This is a genomic window from Labrys sp. ALF-8, assembly GCF_059699065.1.
This window is the reverse complement of the sequence record NZ_AP048538.1, coordinates 429,114-450,563: the sequence shown is the minus strand read 5'-3', so window position 1 is coordinate 450,563 and position 21,450 is coordinate 429,114. Positions and strand designations below refer to the sequence as shown.

At 64.3% G+C, this 21,450-nt stretch carries 18 protein-coding genes; 8 read left to right on the top strand and 10 right to left on the bottom strand.

What is annotated here, in order from left to right:
- Positions 1-98: 98 nt before the first annotated feature.
- A complete protein-coding gene (locus tag AC6H34_RS21925; RefSeq protein ID WP_448147076.1) occupies positions 99-1,139 on the top strand; it encodes an ABC transporter permease subunit in 1,041 nt (346 codons plus the stop codon).
- Complete coding sequence (locus AC6H34_RS21920) at positions 1,136-1,879, top strand: ATP-binding cassette domain-containing protein (protein WP_497540211.1); 744 nt, start codon at positions 1,136-1,138, stop codon at positions 1,877-1,879. Before AC6H34_RS21925 ends, AC6H34_RS21920 begins: the two co-directional genes overlap by 4 nt.
- Positions 1,880-2,028: 149 nt before the next feature.
- Here the strand turns inward: AC6H34_RS21920 and AC6H34_RS21915 are convergent, their stop codons facing one another.
- The gene (locus AC6H34_RS21915; protein ID WP_497540210.1) at positions 2,029-3,294 is read right to left on the bottom strand and encodes an AGE family epimerase/isomerase; all 1,266 of its coding nucleotides are present in this window, start codon (positions 3,292-3,294) and stop codon (positions 2,029-2,031) included.
- 188 nt (positions 3,295-3,482) lie between these two features.
- On the opposite strand from AC6H34_RS21915, the gene AC6H34_RS21910 reads away from it, so the two are divergent.
- The 3 genes from AC6H34_RS21910 (at position 3,483) to AC6H34_RS21900 (ending at position 6,613) form a co-directional block, all read left to right on the top strand.
- Complete coding sequence (locus tag AC6H34_RS21910) at positions 3,483-4,592, top strand: DUF1176 domain-containing protein (RefSeq protein ID WP_497540209.1); 1,110 nt, start codon at positions 3,483-3,485, stop codon at positions 4,590-4,592.
- 78 nt (positions 4,593-4,670) lie between these two features.
- Positions 4,671-5,111: a MarR family winged helix-turn-helix transcriptional regulator gene (locus AC6H34_RS21905; RefSeq protein WP_497540208.1), complete on the top strand. Its 441-nt coding sequence runs from the start codon at positions 4,671-4,673 to the stop codon at positions 5,109-5,111.
- Positions 5,108-6,613: an MDR family MFS transporter gene (locus AC6H34_RS21900; RefSeq protein WP_497540207.1), complete on the top strand. Its 1,506-nt coding sequence runs from the start codon at positions 5,108-5,110 to the stop codon at positions 6,611-6,613. Before AC6H34_RS21905 ends, AC6H34_RS21900 begins: the two co-directional genes overlap by 4 nt.
- On the opposite strand, the gene eno is transcribed toward AC6H34_RS21900, so the two are convergent.
- The gene (gene eno, locus AC6H34_RS21895; protein WP_497540206.1) at positions 6,610-7,896 is read right to left on the bottom strand and encodes a phosphopyruvate hydratase; all 1,287 of its coding nucleotides are present in this window, start codon (positions 7,894-7,896) and stop codon (positions 6,610-6,612) included. The genes AC6H34_RS21900 and eno overlap by 4 nt on opposite strands.
- The gene (locus AC6H34_RS21890; protein ID WP_497540205.1) at positions 7,893-8,882 is read right to left on the bottom strand and encodes a phosphotransferase family protein; all 990 of its coding nucleotides are present in this window, start codon (positions 8,880-8,882) and stop codon (positions 7,893-7,895) included. Before AC6H34_RS21890 ends, eno begins: the two co-directional genes overlap by 4 nt.
- A 187-nt stretch (positions 8,883-9,069) precedes the next feature.
- On the opposite strand from AC6H34_RS21890, the gene AC6H34_RS21885 reads away from it, so the two are divergent.
- The gene (locus AC6H34_RS21885; protein WP_448147068.1) at positions 9,070-9,900 is read left to right on the top strand and encodes a DeoR/GlpR family DNA-binding transcription regulator; all 831 of its coding nucleotides are present in this window, start codon (positions 9,070-9,072) and stop codon (positions 9,898-9,900) included.
- An 86-nt stretch (positions 9,901-9,986) separates the two neighbouring features.
- Here AC6H34_RS21885 and AC6H34_RS21880 read toward each other — a convergent pair whose 3' ends face one another.
- The 7 genes from AC6H34_RS21880 to AC6H34_RS21850 all read right to left on the bottom strand — a co-directional run bounded on the left by AC6H34_RS21880 (position 9,987) and on the right by AC6H34_RS21850 (position 18,090).
- The gene (locus AC6H34_RS21880) at positions 9,987-11,069 is read right to left on the bottom strand and encodes an ABC transporter ATP-binding protein (protein WP_497540204.1); all 1,083 of its coding nucleotides are present in this window, start codon (positions 11,067-11,069) and stop codon (positions 9,987-9,989) included.
- A 10-nt stretch (positions 11,070-11,079) separates the two neighbouring features.
- Positions 11,080-12,090: a hypothetical protein gene (locus tag AC6H34_RS21875; RefSeq protein ID WP_497540203.1), complete on the bottom strand. Its 1,011-nt coding sequence runs from the start codon at positions 12,088-12,090 to the stop codon at positions 11,080-11,082.
- Entirely contained in the window at positions 12,087-13,856 is a 1,770-nt protein-coding gene (locus AC6H34_RS21870; protein WP_497540202.1) for a glycerol-3-phosphate dehydrogenase/oxidase, read from the bottom strand. The genes AC6H34_RS21875 and AC6H34_RS21870 overlap by 4 nt, the downstream gene beginning before the upstream one ends.
- 1 nt (position 13,857) lies before the next feature.
- Positions 13,858-14,856, bottom strand: a complete 999-nt coding sequence (locus tag AC6H34_RS21865; protein ID WP_497540201.1) for a zinc-dependent alcohol dehydrogenase family protein — start codon at positions 14,854-14,856, stop codon at positions 13,858-13,860.
- Positions 14,857-14,868: 12 nt separating this feature from the next.
- The gene (locus AC6H34_RS21860) at positions 14,869-15,720 is read right to left on the bottom strand and encodes a carbohydrate ABC transporter permease (RefSeq protein WP_497540200.1); all 852 of its coding nucleotides are present in this window, start codon (positions 15,718-15,720) and stop codon (positions 14,869-14,871) included.
- Positions 15,717-16,637 carry a carbohydrate ABC transporter permease gene (locus AC6H34_RS21855; RefSeq protein ID WP_448147061.1) on the bottom strand — a complete coding sequence of 307 codons (921 nt, stop codon included), beginning with the start codon at positions 16,635-16,637 and terminating at the stop codon, positions 15,717-15,719. Before AC6H34_RS21855 ends, AC6H34_RS21860 begins: the two co-directional genes overlap by 4 nt.
- Before the next feature lie 73 nt (positions 16,638-16,710).
- The gene (locus AC6H34_RS21850) at positions 16,711-18,090 is read right to left on the bottom strand and encodes an ABC transporter substrate-binding protein (RefSeq protein WP_497540199.1); all 1,380 of its coding nucleotides are present in this window, start codon (positions 18,088-18,090) and stop codon (positions 16,711-16,713) included.
- Between the two features lie 434 nt (positions 18,091-18,524).
- Here AC6H34_RS21850 and AC6H34_RS21845 point away from each other — a divergent pair, with 434 nt between their 5' ends.
- Together AC6H34_RS21845 and AC6H34_RS21840 are read left to right on the top strand one after the other, a co-directional pair.
- Positions 18,525-20,030 carry an FGGY-family carbohydrate kinase gene (locus tag AC6H34_RS21845; protein ID WP_497540198.1) on the top strand — a complete coding sequence of 502 codons (1,506 nt, stop codon included), beginning with the start codon at positions 18,525-18,527 and terminating at the stop codon, positions 20,028-20,030.
- Positions 20,031-20,339: 309 nt separating this feature from the next.
- On the top strand, positions 20,340-21,386 hold the full coding sequence (locus tag AC6H34_RS21840; RefSeq protein WP_448151263.1) for a hypothetical protein: 1,047 nt from the start codon (positions 20,340-20,342) through the stop codon (positions 21,384-21,386).
- Positions 21,387-21,450 lie beyond the last annotated feature (64 nt).

Below are 21,450 nucleotides of genomic sequence, written 5' to 3'. Positions count from 1 at the left end.
CCGGACCGCTCCGCACGCGCATGGCCGTCGGGCGAGGCCCGGGACCTGCATCGATCGCCGCCCCGCGCGGCCCCCAAAGACTTTGAACGGAGCGGCAGATGTCGTCAGCCCAATCCTCCCTCGACCAGCGGTCGCAGTCCGCGTCAGGGCCTCATCCCTGGCTCCTGCGCATTGCGGAACTGAGAGCCTGGCTCTTTCTCATCCTGCTGCTGATCTTCTTCGAACTATGGGCGCGCCTTGCCTATGGCTCGACCTTCGTCTTCTCGGTCACGACCATGCAGTCGATCTCGATCTATACGGTGGCCCCGCTGCTGCTCGCATTGGGCTCGACCTTCGTGATCATTTCCGGAGGCATCGACCTGTCGATCGGCTTCATCATGGGCCTGTCGGCCGTGGTTGCGGCCCATACCGTCAACACGATGGGCGGCTTCATGCCCCCCTTCCCCGCCATGCTGATCGGCATTCTCGTCGGTGTAGCGGTGGCCGTGATCCCCGGCATCATCAACGGCCTGCTGATCTCCAAATTGCGGGTTCCGCCCTTCATCGGCACGCTCGGCATGTATGGCGTGGCGCGCGGCGTTGCCTTCCTCCTCGCCGGCGGCACCACCGTTCCCGTTTCCAACAACTGGTTCGCGGCGCTCGGCAATGGCCGTTTCTACGGCCTCCCCGTGGTCGTGATCGTCACCGTCGTGTTCCTTCTGGCCATGCATTACGTGCTGTCCCAGACCCGTTTCGGGCAGCACACCTATGCGATCGGCGCAAGTGAGCAGGCTGCACTGCGAGCGGGTATCAACGTCGCCTGGCACACCCAGAAGCTCTATATCCTGTCGGCCATCTGCGCGGGCATCGGCGGCGTCCTCTATGCCGCCCGGTTCACCGCCGGCGCGGCACAGGCCGGCGAGCCGCTGCTGCTCGACTCGATTGCCGCGGTGGTCATCGGCGGCGCCAGCCTGTTCGGCGGCTCCGGTTCGATTTCCGGCACCCTCGCGGGCGCGCTCGTCATTGCCGTCATCCAGTTCGGCCTCGTCTACATCAACGTCGAACCGTTCTGGCAGTTCGTCTCGGTCGGCGTGGTCATCATCGTCTCGGTGCTGGTCGACCAGGCCCAGCGCAGCATTTCGGGAGGACGCCGTTCATGAGCGCCCAGCCTCTTCTGGAAGTCCGCGACATCACCAAGCGCTTTGGTGGCGTCACCGCGCTCAACGGCGTTTCGATGACGCTCAATCCAGGCGAAGTCGTCGCCCTTGCCGGCGACAACGGCGCGGGCAAGTCGACGTTGATCAAGACGATCTCGGGCGTCTATCACGCCGATGTGGGAGAAATCCGGCTCAATGGTGAGGTCGTGAAGTTCGCCACGCCCGAGGCCGCGCGCGGCCATGGCATCGAGACGATCTACCAGGACCTGGCACTCGCGGACAATCTCTCCATCGGCGCCAATATCTTCCTCGGCCGCGAGCCGATGAAGCGGCTGTTCGGCTTCCTGCCCGTGCTCGACCGGGCCAAGATGGCCGAAGCTGCCAAGGAAACCATGGCCCGGCTCGACTTTCACGTCACGCGCCTTGCCGCACCCGTCGGCAACTTCTCCGGCGGGCAGCGCCAGGCCGTCGCCATCGGCCGCGCGGTCTACTGGAACGCGCAGGTACTGATCATGGACGAGCCGACCGCCGCCCTCGGCGTACCCGAGCAGCGCAAGGTGGTCTCGCTGATCCAGACGCTGAAGGCACAGGGCCGCGGCATCATCTTCATATCCCACAACCTGCAGGATATCTTCGCTGTGTCGGACCGCATCGTGGTACTGAGGCGCGGGACGCTCGCCGGGGAGCGCCGGATTGCCAAAACCAACCATGACGAGATCGTCAAGCTGATGGTGGGCGGCTGATCCGCCGTGCGACGGCGCCAGGACTGACTGCGGCGTCATTCCGGGCGACGACGAAGCGAAAATCCGGAATCCGGGAACGCGGCCCCTCACGGGACCCTGCTCGAGGATTCCGGGCCTCCCTTCCGTCGCTCGCAACAGGTGCTGTCGGCCTACAGCTTCACGCCCGTCTCGATCAGACCGCGCGTGATGCTGCCCGTCGTCGGCAGCAGCGGGATCAGGCAGGCCTGCAGGGCATGGTAGATATCCACCTTGCCATAGAACGGGCCGGTGTTCGGCTGGAGATCGTCGCCGAGCTGCGGGAACCAGCCGCCATGCTCCTTGTCGATGAAGCGGGCCGCACTGAAGTTCCAGATGTTGCGATACCACTCCTCAAAGAAGGCATCGCCGTCGACGGCATTCAGGAAGGCAGCGGCGCCGATGCCCTCGCAGCAGGGCCACCAGTAGCGGTCGCGGATGCGCGCCTTCCCCGACCAGTCGAGTGTATAGTAGAAGCCGCCCTTCTCATGGTCCCAGCCATCCTTCACGGCCTGGCGGAAGAGGTTCTTCGAAGCGTCCGGCAGCCAGGAGAGCTTACGCCCGCCGAGTTCCCACAACTGCAGCAGGAGGCGCGCCCATTCGAGCCAGTGCCCGGGCGTAGTGCCATAGGGGCGGAAGACAGGACTGCCGGAATATTCCCTGTCGAGCTTCCAGTCCTCGCCGAAGTGTTCGGCAACATGCCAATTGTTCTCGGCGGCGTGGCGGCGGATGATGAGGTCGGCGATGCGTTCGGCCTTGCGAAGATAATCGTTGTCGCCAGTCGCCTCGAAGGCGGCCATCAGCGCCTCGGTGAGGTGCATGTTGGAGTTCTGTCCGCGATACTTGTCGAAGGGTTGCCAGTCGCGCGTGAACTCCTCGGCGGTCGCTCCCGGGCCTTCCTCCCAGAAGCGCTCCGCCAGCACCGTGGAAATGTCGGCGAGCAGGCGGTCGGCGTCGGGATGGCCGGCCACCTTGGCGCTGGAGGCAGCCAGCAAGACGAAGGCATGGCCATAGGCCTGCTTGGTGTCGTCAGTCGGCTCCTGGTAGCCCACGCCCCAGAAATAGCCGCCATTCCTAGTGTCGCGATGGCCGTTCCAGATGAAGTCCATGCCGTGATCGATCATCACGTCCGCACCGGGCCGGCCCATGAGATGGGCAATGGCGAAACAATGCACCATGCGGGTGGTGACGTGAATCTGCCGTCCTGGCTTGCTTCCCGGCGGCTTGCCTGGAGCGAAGGGCTTGCACTGCATGTCCAGGTCATAGAACCCGCCGGCCGGGTTCAGGCTGTTGCGCTCGAACACGTCGAACAGTGTTTCCGCCTGCCCCAGCAACCATGTTCGATGGCCGGTCAGCGTCACCCATTTGGGCGTGGCGACGGCGGGAACAGCGGACTTCATGTCACTCTCCTTGGGCATGCTCTGATTTGGGGCACTCGGCCCGGCACTTGATAGAACATGGCAGACGCCGGCGCCACAGATTGGTAAGAGGAATACCGCATGCTCGGACCGTGCGCACGGACACGGCGGCAGCCCTGGGAAAGCGCCACAGCTCATCCGTGTGCCACGGCCCGTTGAAAGCGAAAGCCATGCCCTTCCTGCGATATGCTCTTCCCCTCACCCTGGCGTTGCTTGCCTCGACTTCCAGCTTCGCGGCCAGCTTCAAGGACTGGGAAGTGGGCTGCGACAATACCCGTGCCTGCAAGGCCGTCGGCATGTCGAGCTCCGACGGCGGTTCGAGCGGCTATCTCACCCTCACGCGCGGCGGGCGCCCGGACGACAAGCCGCAGGCATCCTTCTGGTTCAACGCGAACTACGCCGACAGCAGCGTCAAGGACAAGGATTTCAGGCTGACTGTCGACGACAAGCCGGTCAGCGGTATCGACCATGAGATCCGCTTCGCCGGCGGCGGATCGGACGATCTTTTCGAGGTGAAGCTGTCGCCGGAGGAGATTGCGGCGCTGATCCAGGCCTTCAGGAACGGCACCGAGTTGAAGCTGACGGCAGCGGACGGAACCGTCGGCGCCGACGTCTCGCTCAACGGATCGATGGCGTCCCTTCTCTACATGGACGACAAGCAGCACCGTATCGGCACGGTAACCGCCCTCGCCCGGCCCGGCAGTCAACCGGCAGACGCCGTACCCGTTCCGCCCGCGGCACCTGAGGTGACGGTCGCAACAGCCGGCGAAAATGCCAAGGCGAACGAGGCATTTCTCCAGGCAATCTGGCGCAAGCTCAAAAAGGATAAGGACGATTCGTGCGTCAACGCTGATCCCGACGACAGCCAGTCGAAGGCGGCCGATGGCGAAGTCGACGCGCTCGACGCGAACCACACGCTGGTGACGATCAACTGCTCGGGCGGGGGCGCCTACAACATGGACAGCGAGTTCTTCGTCGTCACAGGCGCGGATGTCGGGAGGGCACGCCTTGTCAGCTTCCCCACCCTCGCCGAGGAGGGGAGCAAGAAGCCGCCAGAACCGGCGACGTCACTGGTCAATGCCGGTTACGACGCCAAGGAAGGCACGATAGGCTATTTTGCCAAGGGACGTGGCATCGGCGACTGCGGCGACAGCGGGACCTATGCCTGGAACGGCAAGGCCTTCGTGCTGGTCGGCACGAGCAGCATGGGCCAGTGCAAGGGGGTCGGCTCGGACGATTGGCCAGTCTACTGGCGGGCCAGGATCGTTCCCGCGCAGTGACATTCCGCTGATCCGCCTCAAAAAAGCCAGATACGGAATCCATATAGATAGGTAGCCTATCTATATGGATTCCTCGACATGCCCGGCTCTTCCGATGACGCTCTTGCGCTCGCAGACGAGATGCGCCCCGTTCTCCAGCGCCTCTATCGGCGTTTCCGGCGCGAAAGCGAGGACATGGATCTCGGCATCTCCTCGATCCAGCGTCTTCTCCTCATGGTGATCGGTGAAAAGCCCGGCCTCGGCGTCGGAGAATTGGCGAAGCATGAGAAGCTGCGCGGGCCCACCATCAGCGGCCATGTCAAGTTACTGGAGGCTGGCGGGCTGATCAAGCGCCTCGCCGTCGATCCGCTCGACCGCCGCCGCTCCAGCTTCTTTCTCACCGACAGGGGCCGCGACCTTCTCGAGGAGGCCCGCCGGCGTCGACGGGACTGGCTCGTCGGCCAACTCGATCGCCTGACGCCGGAAGGACGCCAGGCTATCCGCGCCGCCCTCGCCCCGCTCGACGAGATCAGCCAGTGACCGCCCAATCCCCCGTGGCCGCCGAGAGCGCCGCCCGCCGCCGCGAGATCCGCCTGGTCTTCATCGGCCTGATGATCGTGATGGGCCTCAGTGCCATCGACCAAAGTATCGTCGCAACGGCCCTGCCCCGCATCGTTGCCGATCTCGGCGGCGTCAGCCACCTTTCGTGGGTCGTCACCGCCTATGTGCTGGCTTCCACCGCGACTATGCCTCTCTACGGCAAGCTGAGCGACCAGTATGGCCGCAAGCCGATGCTCTATGCGGCCATCCTCACCTTCCTGCTCGGTTCCGTCCTCTGCGGGCTCGCGCAGGACCTTTTCCAGCTCATCCTCTTCCGTGCCGTCCAGGGCCTGGGGGCCGGCGGACTGCTGCCGCTTGCCCAGATCGTGATCGGGGACCTCGTCACCCCCGCAGAGCGCGGCCGGCGCCAGGGCATGATCGCCGCCGTGTTCGCGGTCTGCAGCGTGCTCGGGCCCGTACTGGGCGGCGTAATCACCGATCTCCTGTCCTGGCACTGGATCTTCTATGTCAACCTGCCCGTCGGCGCCGTCGGCCTCGCCGTTATCGCCCGTGCGCTCAGGCACACGCCACCGCATCATGTCCGGCGGATCGATTATCTCGGCTCGGCCCTGTTGACCATCGCCACCACGGCCTTCCTCATGGTGCTGGCCCTGGGGGGCACGACCTGGCCCTGGACTTCGCCGGAACTGTTCGGAACGATGGCGGCCGCCCTGTCTACGACCGTATTCTTCATCCTGCACGTTCGCCGCGTGCCAGAGCCGGTGCTGCCGCTCGATCTTTTCCGCAACAGGCTCTTCGTCATCGCCAGCGTGGTGATGGCGCTCGCATTCGTAGGCCTGATGGGATCGAGCGTCTTCTTCCCCCTCTTCTTCCAGGTGGTGATGGGTGTCACGCCCTCGCATTCGGGCTTCCTGACCGGCACGCTGATGATCGCCCTGGTGTGCTCGTCCATGCTGAACGGACGCGTGCTCATGCGCTACGGCCGCTACAAGCCAGCGCAGGTAGCGGGACTTTCAATGGCCGTCATGGCTTTCGCGGTGCTCGCCTGGGCGGCGGCTACGGCGCAAAGCCTGTTCGTGATCGAGCCGGCCATGGTCGCCCTGGGATTCGGCCTCGGACTTGTCATGCCCAACATGACGATCGCCGTGCAGAATGCGCTGCCGCCCGCGCATCGCGGCGTGGGCACCGCCACCCTTTCCTTCTTCCGCTCGCTGGGTGGCCTGCTCGGCGTCACCGGCTCCGGCGCGATCCTGACCGCCCAGTTGCACGGCGCGGCCAGCGACATCGCCACCTCGGCCGACACCGGCATGCAGGCCTTCTCGAAACTGTCGCCGGCCATGCAGGCCGGGATCGTCGCCCTCTACCGCCATGCCATCGCGGTGACCTTCACCACAGGCGTGTGTATCGTTGCGGCAGCGCTCCTCGTACTGCTCTTCCTGCCGGAACTGCCGCTGGAGGGACGCTCCTCCTCCGGGAATTAGCGACGAAACGGCAGCGCCCCGCCGCCGGCGAATTTGGCCGTGCTGCCGAGCGCTTCCTCGATGCGCAGAACTTCGTTCCACTTGGCCATGCGCTCGGACCGCGCGAAGGAACCGACCTTGAGCTGGCCCGCATGCCAGCCGACGGCGAGATGAGCGATGGCGACGTCCTCCGTCTCCCCAGAACGGGCAGAGACGACGGTGCCGAGACCCGCGCGCCGTCCAGCGTCGCAGGCGGCCTTCGCCTCCGTGACCGTGCCCGCCTGGTTGACCTTGACCAGCACCGCATTGACTGATCGATCCAGAACAGCCTTCTCGACCAGCGCCGCATTGGTGACGAGAAAATCATCGCCGATCACCTGGACATGGTCGCCCACCGCCGCGGTGAAGCGCCTCATCCCTTCGTAATCGTCCTCCGCGAAGGGGTCTTCGATGGAAAGAATGGGATACCGGTCGCACCAGCCGAGCAGGTATTCGGCCATGCCATCGCGGTCCAGTTCACGCTTTTCAAGCCCGAGCACGTAGCGCCCGCCCCTACCGAATTCCGAGGCCGCGATATCGAGCGAGATTGCCGCCTCCTTTCCGGGCGTGAAGCCCGCGCGCTCGATGGCGAGCACCAGTGTGTCCAGCGCCTGCTCATTGGAAGAAAAGGCCGGCCACCAGCCGCCTTCATCGGCAACGCCCTGCAGGAGGCCACGTTCGGCCATGATCTTGCCGGCAGCGATATAGACCTCCGCCGTCACTTCCAGCGCTTCGGCAAAGCTTCCTGCCCCGGGGGCCATGACCATGAAATCCTGGATATCCGTACGTCGCCCGGCATGGGCGCCACCGCCGAAGATCTGGATCTCCGGCAGCGGGATCGTCACGGCCTCCTCCCCGGCGAGATAGTGCCAGAGGGGCAGGTCCCGGCTGGCGGCGGCGGCGTGAAGCACGGCGAGCGAGACGGCAACGGTGGCGTTCCCGCCGAGGCGCTCCTTGGTCGGCGTACCGTCAAGATCGATCATGGCCGCGTCGATGCCGGTTTGATCGAAAGGATCACGACCGACGAGCAAGGGGGCGATTTCCTCGCGCACGCTCGCCAGCGCTCCCTGAACATCGAAGCCGCCGAGCGCCTTGCCCCCATCGCGGCGGTCGACCGCCTCGCGGGTACCGCGCGAGGCGCCCGCCGGCGCGACGCCGCGCGCCACCGTGCCGTCGCTGAGCGTAACCTCGGCCTCCACCGTGGGTCTTCCCCGCGAATCCCAGATCCGCCGGGCGTGAAGTCTACGAATGGCAATATCGGTCATGGACATGTCCAGGCGTTGGCAATGGAAAGGAGATCGGCAGGAGGTCGGGCGACGAGCGGCACGGCGAAGCGGCGGACGACCTCGCGCTCATCTTCGCCTGCCAGGTATTCAACTGGAGACTTTCCGTCGACACGCGCCAGGAAGAGCGCCGGCAGCATTGCTGCCGCGCGGGCTTCGAACTCGCTCGCCGGCTCCCAGTCGATGGAGGGGCGATAGGCCTCGACCAGTGCTTCGAAGGCGTCGCGATAGGCTTCGCGAGCTACGCCCCTGCGGGCGCCCTTCAGCATGAGGTGATTGAGGCAGAAGGCGACATCAAAGGCCGGATCGCCGTGGCAGGCGCATTCCGCGTCGAGGAAGACCGGGCCATCCACGCCGCACAGGATATTCTTCGGGCTTACGTCGCCATGCACGAGGGCTCGCTTGTTGGCGAGCGTCGTCTGCGCGATGGCCTCCAGGCGGGAGGCAAGATCGGGATGTGCCTTGCCGGTCGCCAACAGATAGGGCTCGATGCGGATCGGCACGAAGGTTCCGTCATTGGCGAAGTGCGAAGCGATGGCCGGATCGCGCGCGCTCCGCGCATGGATGACACCGAGATCGTGGCCGACCCTGGCTGCGAAGGCCGTGTCCACGCGTTGGGCCAGCAGCTCCGCCTTCCAGACGGGATTGCGTTCCGGCGGCAGGAATTCCATGGCGAAGAGGCCGAGATCCACATCCTCGCCCAGAATCCTGGGCACCGCATGCGGGAGCCAGAAGCCGACTTCTCGCATCCACGCCGCTTCCGCGGCATTGCGTCCAAGCGGGGCCTCCCACACGGCTGCCACCTTCAGGCGCGCAAGTGCGCGCTTGATGCAGAAGCGCCGCCCAGGTGCCTCGACTAGGTGGATATCGGAGGAGACCCCGCCCGTCAGGGGTGACAGCCGGACCGGTTCGCCGACCTTGACCAATCCCATCCTGCGCAACGATGCGAGCACGGCGTCATCCGCCATGGAAGGAATTCCTATGTGTTTCGAGAGCGGCACGTCGACAGCTCATGAACAAGGCATTTCCCCTCTTTTTCTGTGAGTCCGAAAGTCGAAATCAAGCTTGAGCGCCGTTCGCTTCCGTGAGCTCGCAGGATTTTATTGCGAAACGGAAAGAAATAGGCTTTCTTTTAAGAAAGTCAAAGGAAACGCCATGCAACCGCCCCGCAGGAACAACGAGATTGAAACGGAGGCGCTGGATATCGATCAGCGGCGCGACAAGATCGCCGCGATGGTCAATGCCGAACAGTTCGCCTCCGTGCAGGACCTCGCCAGGATGTTCGGTGTCTCCCAAGTGACGATCCGCGCCGACATCGATGCCCTCAGCAAGGAGCGCAAGGGCCTCAGGCGCGTGCGCGGCGGCATCATGCGCGGCCAAGCGCCCTACGCCGAGACCCCCTACGAGGCCCGCAGCCGCGCCCAGGCGGAAGACAAGGCCGCCATCGGACATGCGGCGGCAGCGATGGTGCAGTCGAACGACACCATCCTCCTCGACGTCGGCACGACGACGATGGCGATCGCCGAGGCGCTGGTACGCCGCGACGACCTCGCCAACGTCACCGTCTTCACCAATGGTCTCAATCTCGCCCTCACGCTGGAAAGCGCCTATCCCCGCATCCAGACGGTGGTGACGGGCGGCAGCCTGCGCCCGCTGCAGCACTCCCTCGTGGAGCCGATGGCGACCCTGGTGCTGGAACGCATCAGGGCCGGCATCGCCTTCATCGGCTGCAACGGCATAGATCCGGATTTCGGCATCAGCACCACCAATCTCCCCGAAGCGGCTATCAAGCAGGTGATCATGCGCGCAGCCCTGCGGGTAGTGATCGTGGCCGACGGCAGCAAGTTCGGCCGGTCCACCCTCGCGCGCATCTGCGGCGTCGAAGACGTGGACAGTTTCCTCACGGCGGGCCATGTGGACAACTCCTGCGCCATGCAGCTAAAGGAACTCGGAATCGAGATCGTGAACGCGAGACCGGTGGATTAGGGACCGGGCCAGCGGCAAGGAGCCTCACGTAGCCTCCTCGCCTGCTGGCGTGAGCCCTTGCATCGCTTGGTGATCGCCTGGCCCCTTCAGGCAGCCACGCGGTCCGGCGCCCTGGCCACTGCCTTGCCGGCGCCGTCGAACACATGCAGGTGCTTGCTCGCCACCGTCAGCCCCACCTGGCTGCCCTTCTCCAGCCTGGCATCGCGCCCGGCCTTGGCGATGATCGCCTCGCCTGTCGCGGTGGTGATGTAGACAAGCTGCACCTCGCCCAATTGCTCGACCAGGTCGATCGTACCGCTCACCAAAGGGTCGCTCTCGGTGAACATCATATCCTCGGGCCGCATGCCCAGATGTCCGGCGCCGCTTGCCTGATAGCGCACGTCCGTGACCTCGCCGCCCCCAGCCAAGGTCACCACGCCCGAACCGTCGATCGCACAGGGCAGGATGTTCATGGCCGGCGAACCGATGAAGCGGGCGACGAAGAGGTTTGCGGGACTGGTGTACAGCTCCATCGGAGTACCCGCTTGCTCCACCCGTCCGGCATTCAGCACGACGATGCGATCGGCGAGCGTCATCGCCTCCACCTGGTCATGCGTGACGTAGATCATCGTCGTTTGGGGCATGCGCTCGTGCAGCTTGGCTATCTCGATGCGCGTAGCGACACGCAGCGATGCATCCAGATTGGACAAGGGCTCGTCGAACAGGAAGACCTTCGGGTCCCGTACGATGGCACGGCCGATGGCGACGCGCTGGCGCTGGCCGCCGGAGAGCTGCCGGGGCAGACGTTCCAGGTAGGGCGTGAGTTGCAGCATCTCCCCCGCAGCGTTGACGCGCTTCTCGATCTCGGCGCCTGCGACCTTCGCCAGCTTGAGGCCGAAGGCCATGTTGGCGCGCACCGTCATATGCGGATAGAGCGCATAGGACTGGAACACCATGGCGATGCCCCGCTCATTGGGCGTGAGATTGTTCATCACCCTGTCGTCGAAGCGAAGGACACCGGAGGAGATCTCCTCCAGCCCCGCGATCATGCGGAGCAAAGTTGACTTGCCGCAGCCGGACGGGCCGACGAACACCACGAATTCACCGGCATCGATCTTGAGGTCGATGCCGTGAAGCACCTGGTGCCCGGCATAGGATTTCTTGACGTTCTCGAGCGAAAGGGCGGTCATCCGAACTTCCTCATTGCAGGACCGGGTCGGTGATCGCCAGATCATCGTCCAACGGACGGAACGGTTTCAAGCCCCGCTTCGCCAGGCCGGCGTGATAGGCCTTCACCCCCTCCTCCGGCGTGATGGCGCCATCGGCGACCCTGCGCATCTGCACGATGATGCCGAGCGGATCCTCGGCAAGATTGATCTTGCGGCCGAACAGGGCCACGCGGGCACCGTATTTGCGCGCATCGTGAAGCAGCTTCAAGCAGTCATGAGTCGTGCCCGAGGAACCGCCGAGCACCCCCACGACGAGGCCGGGATCATAGCCCGCCAATTCCTCCATCGCCTTCGGCCCATTGTAGACGACCTTGAGGAATTTCGGCCTGACGTGATCAGGAACCGCGGCCAGGCAACGGATGATGCAATCGTTCACGAAGAACGGCATCGCTTCAGGCGAAAGGTCCTTCGGCGCGTTTGGATTGAAGACCTCCAGGAAGTAAGAAAATCCCAGGTCCTCACATTCGCGGCGGAAATCCTTGAACGCCTGCAGGGCCTGGCGGTCCGCCTCCACGTCGTTGTTGAAGGTCACGGCATAAAGACCGATGTCGGCTCCCCTCTCGCCGTTCCTGCCAGGCAGGGCATGGCGCAGCTCGGCCGTGCGGAACGGCAAGGCCGGCGTATTGCGATAGGCGGTATGGCGCACCGCCCAGACATCGGTTGTGTCGTTGGCGCGGATGGCCGTGCCCATTGCGCTGCCCTCGAACAGGCGCTCCTGCACGGCCAGGCGATGCAGGTTCGAGACGCTGAGCAGCATGAGGTCGACGATGTCCTGCTTCACGATCTCGCGGATCTGCTCGAGGAATTCGATCCGGCCTTTCAGGCGGCCGGTCGGCCTGCCTTCCGCATCATGGACGGGTCCCGCGTGAGCGAGGCCGAAGCCCATGTCGCTGTCCTTGGCATCGCAGATGATGAAATCCTTGGCGCCGCTCGGATCGGCCTTGATGTTGGCGAGCTTCTGGTCGAGGCGGGTAGCGGTCATAGGGCGATCCTGGCTTGAGAAGGGGCAGAGAAGAGGTCGGGGACGGCATTGACGGTGGTCAGGCGACGGGCGAGTTCGTCGATCGCCATCCCGCGGGCCTGCGGAGACAATCCCGTCTCCTCGGCGAGAATATCGGCAATGCGCTCCAACGCGGGGCGGGTCAGCAATCCGTCCATGGCCAGTGTCGTGCGGCGGAAGACGATGTCGTCGAGAGTGGCCGCCATCTCGGCCTGGATGAGGCGACGGATCTCGCGTTCGCTATAGGGCGCGCCGCCAGGCAGGTCGCGATCCGATCCCTGGCGCTGGAAGGAGACCACGCCTGCGGCTCCGGTGCCGTAGCGCTGGACCAGCTCCCGTGCCCGTTCGATAGAGATGGTCGCCTCCTGCGATAGGCTGGCGATGAGGCTTTCCAGACCGTCCTGCGTACGGGGAAAGCCTCGGCCGCCACCAATCGCGATATTCCTGGTGTCAGCCCTTCGCGTAGCTCCGAGCCGCCTGAGCACCTCGTCGGTCACCTGCTCGGCAAAGGCGCGGAATGTCGTCCATTTTCCGCCGACCAGCGAAAGTATCGGGAAGGGACGCCCCGGTGCCGGCTCGAAAGCCGGCAAGGAGTGGTCGCGGCTGACGGCTCCGGGTGTCGCCGCATCGGATTTCGGCAGGGGTCGCACGCCGCAGAAGCGGTAGACGACGTGCTCGCGGCCAAGGTCGATCGTGGGGAAGATGATGCGCAGGGAAGCGAGGAGATAGTCCTCCTCTTCATCGGTGCAGACTGCTTCTTCAGGATTGGCGACGGGTATGTCGGTTGAGCCGAGCAAAACCTTTCCCGCCATGGGATAGAGCACGCAGACGCGCCCCTTGCCGTCATCGAAGATCATGCCGTGCCCGGCCAGAGCCTTCAGGAGACCTGCGTTGTCGATGACGAGATGGGACCCCCTGGTCCCGCCGATCAGCGGCTTTCCGCCGCCCATGGCCGCATTCACACTGTCGATCCACGCCCCGCCGGCGTTCAGAACAAGTTTGGGCCGGACGGCAAAACGCTCGCCGCCGACCAGATCCTTGAGAACGATAAAGTCGTCCTGGCCGGATTCGACCGTGCAATGGTTGAGCGCGAGGCTCGCCGGACAGGCCGCCAGGCCATCTGAGACCAGTTCCACGGCGATGCGCTCGGGCGCCCGGATCACGGCATCGTGATAGGTCGAAACCGCCCGTATCGCCGCGTGCAAAGCAGGGAAAACCCGATGCGCCTTCCCTCGCCCCATCTTGGCGTGCAACGGGGTGGCCCGATTGAAGCGGCCGAACCAGTCATAGATAAACAGGCCGATCTCGGCCATCACGAAGCCGCGCTCCCTCAACGATGCCTTCATGCCCAGCGAGCGTCTGGCGGCGGTGAAGAGGCCGGCGAAGTAGGAGAAGAAGGGAATGGCGATCGGCAGCGGCGCCACCATGTGAGGGGCATTCGCCAGCAGCAGATTACGTTCGCGCGTCGCCTCGGCGGTTAGGCGGAATTCACCGTTTTCGAGATAGCGCAGCCCGCCATGGGCCATGCGCGAGGAAGCCATCGAGGCGCCGGCGCCGAAGTCCACCTTGTCGATCAGCAGGGCGGGCACTCCCTGAAGGGCGAGATCGCGAAAGGTGCCGCAGCCGTTTATGCCCCCACCGATGATGAGCACGTCGATATCGCCGAGCGCCTTGGCCCGGGCAAGGCTTTCGGCCCGGGCTGGAAGGAGGGGGGCGTTCATGGCCGGGGTCACGCCGGAATCGGCCATCTCAAGCCCCGGCCTCGAACTGAACCTTCATCGTGCCTCCCTTGACCGGGGAGCGTAGTTGCTCCGCCACCGCCTCCAGCGGCAGGCGATGCGACACAAGCGCAGCCGCCCGGCTCCCCAGGCGCTTGAGCACGGCGACGGCATCGGGAATGTTGTTGGAGAGGGAATGGCTGCCAACCAGCGTCAGCTCGCGCCGGAAGATCTCGAAGGGTGCGAAGCCGGCCTTCGCGCCGGGCGGGCATACGCCGAAGAACAGGAGGGTCGCGCCATCTCGCGCAAAGGAAGGCATGCGCTCGCATACGCCGGGAACGCCTGTGCAATCCACCACCACGTCGAACCTGCCGGGGAGGTCACCTAGCTCCAGTCCCTTCGCCTGCACGACGGCATCGGCGCCCAGCGACTTGGCTCGCTCCAGCCGCGTCTCCTCGATATCGGCGACGGTGATGTCGACCAGGCCACGAGCGCCCAGCGCCATCATCATCATGAGGCCGATCGGCCCCGCTCCAAAGATCAGCGCCTTCATGCCCGGTTTGACGCGGGCACGGTCGATGCCGTGCATCACGCAGGCGAAGGGCTCCGCCAGGGCAGCGACGTGAAAGGGCAGATCACCGATGTCGTGAACATTGCCGGCATCGAGCGATAGAAAGGAGGCAAAGCCGCCATTCGACGTGGCTCCATAGGCCTTGAGGTCTTCACACAGGCTCGGGCGGCCAGCCCGGCAGGCCGCGCATTGGCCGCAGACGATCAGGGGATCGACCGCGATACGAGCCCCGATCTCGACGCCCCCGACCGCCCTGCCCTTGTCCACGACGGTACCGGCGATCTCGTGGCCGGGCACGACGGGATAGGAGGCGAGGTATCGCCCGTGCAGGATATCGAGGTCGGTATGGCAGATTCCGGTGGCGGCGACCCTGACTACGACATCGTTGGGGCCTGGCCGCGGATCGGGAATCTCCTCGATCACGGCCTCACCGATCGCCTTGAATACCAGTGCCTTCATTGTCGTCTCCCTTCAACCCTTGACGGCGCCGGCCGTCATGCCGTCGACCATCCGTCCCACCAGCGCGGAGGTGAAGACCAAGCTCGGCAGGATGGCGATGATCGTACCGGCCGCCATCCTGCCCCATTGGATGTCCGCGAATTTCATGAAGCCCAGGATCGCGCCGGTGATGACCTGGGTATCCTTGCCCGCCAGAACGAGAGGCAGCGCATAGGTGTTCCAGGCAAAGACGAAGGCGAGCACAGCGCTTGCCAGGATGCCTGTCATCGACATGCGCGTCGCGATACGGAATTTGGTGAAGACGGAGCCGCCGTCGACTTCCACGGCCTCCTCGATCTCCTTGGGCACCTCCTCGTAGAAGGAGCGCATCAGCCAGACGATCAGCGGAAAGGTGATGAGCTGGTAGGCGACGATCAGGCCCAGCGTCGTGTTGTTCAGCCCGAGCGAGCGGTAGAGCACGAAAAGCGGCAGGATGACGAACAGTTCCGGCGCGAAGCGCAGGCTCACGAACGAGAAGGCGATATGCTCGCGGAGCGGCAGGCGCATCTTCGCGATCGCATAGGCGGCCGGCAGGCCGATGCAGAGGCTCACCGCCACCGCTCCGACCGTGACCTTGAGCGTGTTCCAGAACGGTCCGAGGAAATCCGGAAGGGCGAAGATCGCCCGGTAGTTCTCCAGCGTCGGCGTGAAGTCGATGAACTTCGGCGGGTATGCGATGATGTCGTTGCCCTGCTTGAAGGACATCAGCACGATCCACAGGATCGGCGAGAGGGCGAACAGCGAATAGACGGCGAGACCGGCGAACACCCCTGCCCCGCGCCAGCGCTGCCGCCAGTTGACGATGCGGATATCGTTCCCGTTCATGCCACCCCCTCCTTCCGGCGAAGGCGCAGCAGCAGCATCGACAGGCCATAGCACAGAGCCCAGAGCACGAAGAGCGTCGCCATCGAGCGGCCGAAGTTCAGATAGGTGATGCCCTGCTCGTAACCGAAGACATGCAGGTTCTTGGTCACGCCCACGGGGCCGCCCTTGGTGGATGACCAGATCACGTCGAACATCTTGAGGCTGTCGATGCCGCGAAACAGCACGACGAGGATGAGAAACGGCGCGCTCATTGGAATGTAGATGCGCCTGAGCTTGGTCCAGAAGCCGGCACCGTCGACGGTGGCCGCCTCGACGATCTCCCTTGGAATGGACTGCAGCCCGGCCAGCAGGATGAGAATGGCGAAGGGCGTGAAGATCCAGGCATCGATCAGCACCACCGCCCAAAAGGCCATGGTGGGCGAGCCGAACCAGTTGACCGGCTCGAGACCGATTTGGGTGAGCGAATAGTTCACGACTCCTCTTTCGACCAGCATCACCCGCCACATGATGGTCGCGGCGATGGGCGGCACCAGCATGGGTATCACCACGATCACCCGGAACACCTTGGTCCAGCGGGCGGGCCAGTTGAGCAGGAGCGCCACCGAGAAGCCCAGCACCGTTTCAAGGACTACGCAGGTGACCGCAAAGCGCAGCGTCACCAACAGCGCACCGAATTCCGGCGTCCCGGGCGTGAAGACGGCGAGGATATTGGCGCCGCCATTGAAACGAATGATGTCGGGCCGCGTGAGCTGGAAATCGCTGAAGGCCCAGTGCACGCCCTGAAGGAACGGCCAGAGAATGCCGACCATCAGGAGGATGCCCGGCAGCACGAAGAGCAGCGAGAGAAGCCTGCCATCGCGACGCCCGCCAGGCGGGCGGGCGATCGGAACAGGATTGTCGAGAGCCTGATCGGACATGGCTGCTCCGGTTCACGCAGGATACGCCGTGGCTGGAGGCGCGGACGTTTCCGTCCGAGCCTCCGGGACTCTTTCACTTCTTTGCGTTTGCTCTCACGCGCTCCATCACGGCATCGATATCGGTCGCCGCCGCCTTCAGCGTCTCGGCCGGATCCTTGCCGAGGGCGAAGGCCTCCTGTGCGGCCAGCGCCCAGCGATTGCCGGCTTCGGAGAAGCTGGTGGAAGGATTCCAGCGCCAGGAAGCATATTTATCGAGGTTCTCGGTCCAGACCTTGTTGTAGTCGCCCCAATTGGCGACGAACTTCGTCATCTCGGAACCGTTGGCAACGGACTTGCGCGTCGGGTTGATGTTTCCAAACGGCACGGTCTTGCCCATGATTTCCTTCGAGGAAGCCCATTCTATGAAGAGCCAGGCGGCCTCCTTGTTCTTGGAAAAGGCGTTCATGCCGAGGGACCACAGCCAGATGCCGGACCCGCGCCCCGCCGGCCCGGAAGGCGCCAGGGCGTAGCCGACCTTGCCGACGACCTGACTCTTCTGGGGATTTTCGAACACTTCGGCCATGTGGTCGGCATCGAGCAGGAAGACCGCATTGCCGGCGGCGAAATCGGCCTGCGCCTGTTCCCAGCCATAGGAGGCGATGTCCGAGGGGCCGTTCTTCAGCAGCGCCACCCATTTCGTCGTGGCCTCGATCGACGCCGGACTGTCGGCCGCCGAAGTGCCGTCGGCATTGATGTCCTTCGCGCCATAGGCGGCAAGCACGCTGCCATAGCCGGTAATCAGGGTCGGCCAGAATTCCTGCCCGCGCGCCACGAACCCGCTCAGCTTCTTGCCGTCCATCTCGAAACCGTTGAGCTTGGTGGCTGCGGCGACGAGATCGTCGACCGTCTCCGGCACCTTCACCCCGGCCTTGGCCAGCACGTCCTTGCGATAGGCCAGCGAGTAGCCTTCCTCGTTCATTGGAATGGCATAGAGAGGCCCCTTGCCGAGACCGCCGAACTCCTCGCCAGTCCAGCGGTTGACATTGACTGCATTGGTAAAGAAGTCCGCGAAGTCCCAGTCCGGCGCCGTCAGTTTGGGATTGTCGACGTAGGGCTGCAGATCCTCGATCCACTTTCCGGCCGAATATTCCCAGTTGGTGGAGGGGCCCGTCATGAAGATGTCCACGGAGCCGTCACCGGCGGCCAGCTGCGCATTGAGCTTGACGCGGAAATCATTCTCCGGCGCCACCTCATAGTTGACCTTGATGCCGGTCTGCTTCTCGAAATCCGGCAGCATCGAAATCAGCGCGTCCGACATGGAATGGGCGGAGAAGCCGATATTGATGGTGGTGCCTTCCTTCTGGCGCCAGTTGAAGCCCTCAGCACCGGCGCCCGTCGCCAGCATGCCAAGCGCAACGCCGGCGCCCAGAATCGACGCGAGCGCCCCACGGCGCGTGCTCCCTGCGAAAAGCATATGTTCCCTCCTGTTGATTGCCGTTTGCGGCTGTTTTTTCGCGATCTCGGCAGCCGACAGCCCCTCCCCGAGGATGGAGAACGAAAGCTCCGCACTTGCCATAGTCGCTTGCGTTAATTTCTATTTCACAAGAAAAATGGTTGTCAAATTGAAAGTTAAGCATCCGATCGGTTTTCTGATGTCTTCAGGAGACATGCGCCCGACCACACGTCGAGGCTACCGATCTTGTAACAAAGACCGCATCAAGGCCGATCTCCGAACATATTATTGCTGAGGCCCTGCGGTGACCGCCGCCCGCCGGATCGCAACCCAGGCACACCACGAACCGCAAACTTTCGATACCGAAAGCAAATGACTTTGCGTTCGGCCTCTGGCCGTGGCAAGCTGAAGGCAAGCAATCACGGGGCGGCGACAAGCCCCGCAGGGAGGTCCTGGTGGCGGAATACATCCTTGCCCTCGACGCCGGAGGAACGGCCGTCAAGGCGGCGATCTACGACATTGCGGGCCGGGAGTGCGCCGTGGCCGGCGAGACCCTTTCCCCCATCCGTCCCGCCCCCGGCCACAACGAGCGTGATCCCGAGTTGATGTGGACCGCCGTCTGCCGGGTGACCCGCAAGGCGATCGAGGTGGCCGGCATCCTCTCCGGCGAAATCGCCGTCGTTGGTCTCACGGGCTATGGCAACGGTCTCTATCTCGTCGACGGGAAAGGCACGCCGGTGCGGAACGGCATCCTCTCCTCCGATCAGCGAGCCGCCTCCATAACCGAGCGCTGGTGCAGGCAGGGGCTCGAACCCCGGCACCTGGAAATGACCAACCAGAAGATCTGGGCCGGCAAGCCGCTGCCCCTCATACAATGGCTGGAGGAAAACGAGGCGCCGGTTCTCGACAGGGCGCAGCATCTGCTGATGTGCAAGGACTTTCTTCGCTTGCGGCTGACCGGACGGCTGGCGCTGGAAATCACGGACATGTCCTCGGGCAGCCTCTTCGATCATGCCGCCAGGCGCTGGACCCCAGCGGTAATCGAGCATGTCGGTCTGGGCCATCACGCGCGCCTGTTCGGCGATCCCCTGGAATCCCTTGCAATCGCCGGCACTGTCACGCCGGAAGCTGCCGAGGCGACGGGCCTGATGGCGGGTACACCGGTCTCAGCCGGATTTGCCGACAACCTCGCCATGGCGACGGCGCTCGGCATCGTCGACGAGAGCCACCTGCATGTCGTTTCGGGTACCTGGGGGCTCAACCAGCTCATCGCCGACAGCGCGCCGACCGACGGATCGATCCTCGCGGCGATGGTCGGCGCCACACCGGGCAAATATGTGCTTGTCGACGGGGGCGCGACCTCCGCCAGCACCTTCGAATGGTTTGTCGACACCATTGTCGCCCCCGCCATCGGCGCAGGCGACCATTCCAGCGTCTATGCCTGGTGCAACGAGAAGCTGGCCGACGCCAGAGATAGCGATCCGCCGGTCTACTTCCTGCCCTACCTGAACGGTCTGCTTGATATTCCCGCCGCGCGCGGCAGCTTCATCGGGCTTTCCGGCTGGCACGGCTTGCCGCACATGATCCGCGCGGTGTTTGAGGGAGTGGCGCTGGAGCACCGCCAGAATATCGAGAGGCTTCTCGCCGGCCGCCCCCGGCCGACGGCGGCGCGTTTTGCAGGGGGCGCCGCCCGCAGCCGGCCCTGGCTCGACATCTTTGCGGCGACGCTCGACATGCCGATCGAACTCGGCACCGCTAAGGAACTCGGCGCCCTGGGCGCGGCCATCATCGCGGCGGTCTCGGCCGGCCTTTATCCGGATCTCGAGAGCGGCGTCGCCGGCATGACGCATGTGAGGGAACGCATCGAACCGGACCCCGGCAAGGTTGCGCTGATGGAAAAGCGCTATCGCTCCTATCTCGTCCTGCGCGAATGCTTGGAGCCGGCGTGGAGCAGGATATGAGGGCGGCATACGGCTCGCTCCGACCAGCAGCAAGCAGGCCGAGCCCATATCCGTTCGCCGCCTATGAAGGGAGCTTCCCGGGCCATGCCCATCCCTCCGCCTCGCGCGGAATGACGCGTGATGCCGGCGCTTTGGCCACCACGGAAGCCGACCCTCTCGACTCTTCGGTCAAATTCGATCGACAACGCCACTTTGCGCTGGTTTGACATCTTTTGATAGTATATGAGTGCCATTGAAACGAACTTGAATCGTCGCCCCCAAGATGCGACGACAGCCCGGCAGCCCAAGGAGCGACCCGCCATGACCCCGATCGACACCCGCCTCGACCAGAAACTGCGCACCATCCGCGCCGGCAACTACAAGCCTTCCGACTTCATCATCGCCGACGCGAAGGACGCGGATATGGGCTCGGGCATCACCGGTACGGGCTTCGAGCGTAGCGCCGACGGCGGCACGGGCCGTCGCCGTACGCGCGCCGAGTTCCTGGACCAGATTCAGGCCATCGTCGAGCAGGACATCGTCGATATCATGCTCGTTTCCGCTTCCAACCTGGAAGCCCTGCATGAGCGCGGCGTTTTCCGCAACTCGCTGGTGAAGCCCGCCATTCGCGCCAACGACACCACCGACTGCTGGGGCGGCGTGCGCCATCAAGCCTATACCAAGCACCCCTCGCGCCATTTTCGCACGGCGAACGTCTCCCGCGTGATGTACGGCACCAACCAGCCTGCGATCGGGGCGCCGATCGCCCTCACCGATCTCGGCCTCTATTCGGTGACGTTCATGAACGATCTCGACCACGACTACGCGGCGCTCGATGCGTTCGCCGCCTTCCGCGAGGAAGCCGCCGAGAACAACTTCAAGTACTTCTTCGAGGTCTTCAATCCGAACGTGGATTGCGGGCTCGACCGGGAAGCGATCGGCGAGTACATCAACGACTCAATCCTGCGCTGCCTGGCAGGCGTGACCAAGGCCGACCGACCGCAGTTCCTCAAGATCGTCTACAATGGCCCCAAGGCGCTGGAGGAACTTGCCAGCTTTGACCCGGCCCTCGTGGTCGGCGTTCTCGGCGGCGGTGCCGGCACCACGCGCGATACCTTCGAACTGCTGAGCCAGTCTGAAAAGTACGGCGCCCGTGTCGCCCTGTTCGGCCGCAAGATCAACCTGGCCGAAGACCCGCTGGCGCTGCTGGTGCTGATGCGCGAAGTCGCCAGCGGCAACATCGCACCGGAAGAGGCGGTGAAGGCCTATCACGGAGAACTCGCCAAGAGCGGTCTCAAGAGCAAGCTCAGCCTTGAGGATGACCGTCAGATCACCGAGACGGTGCTCCAGTCGGCCGCGCTGAAGAAAGCCGCCTGATCGCCATCGGGCCTTGCCTGAACGATCGAGAAAGGCGGATCCTCGTGGTCCGCCTTTTGTCTAT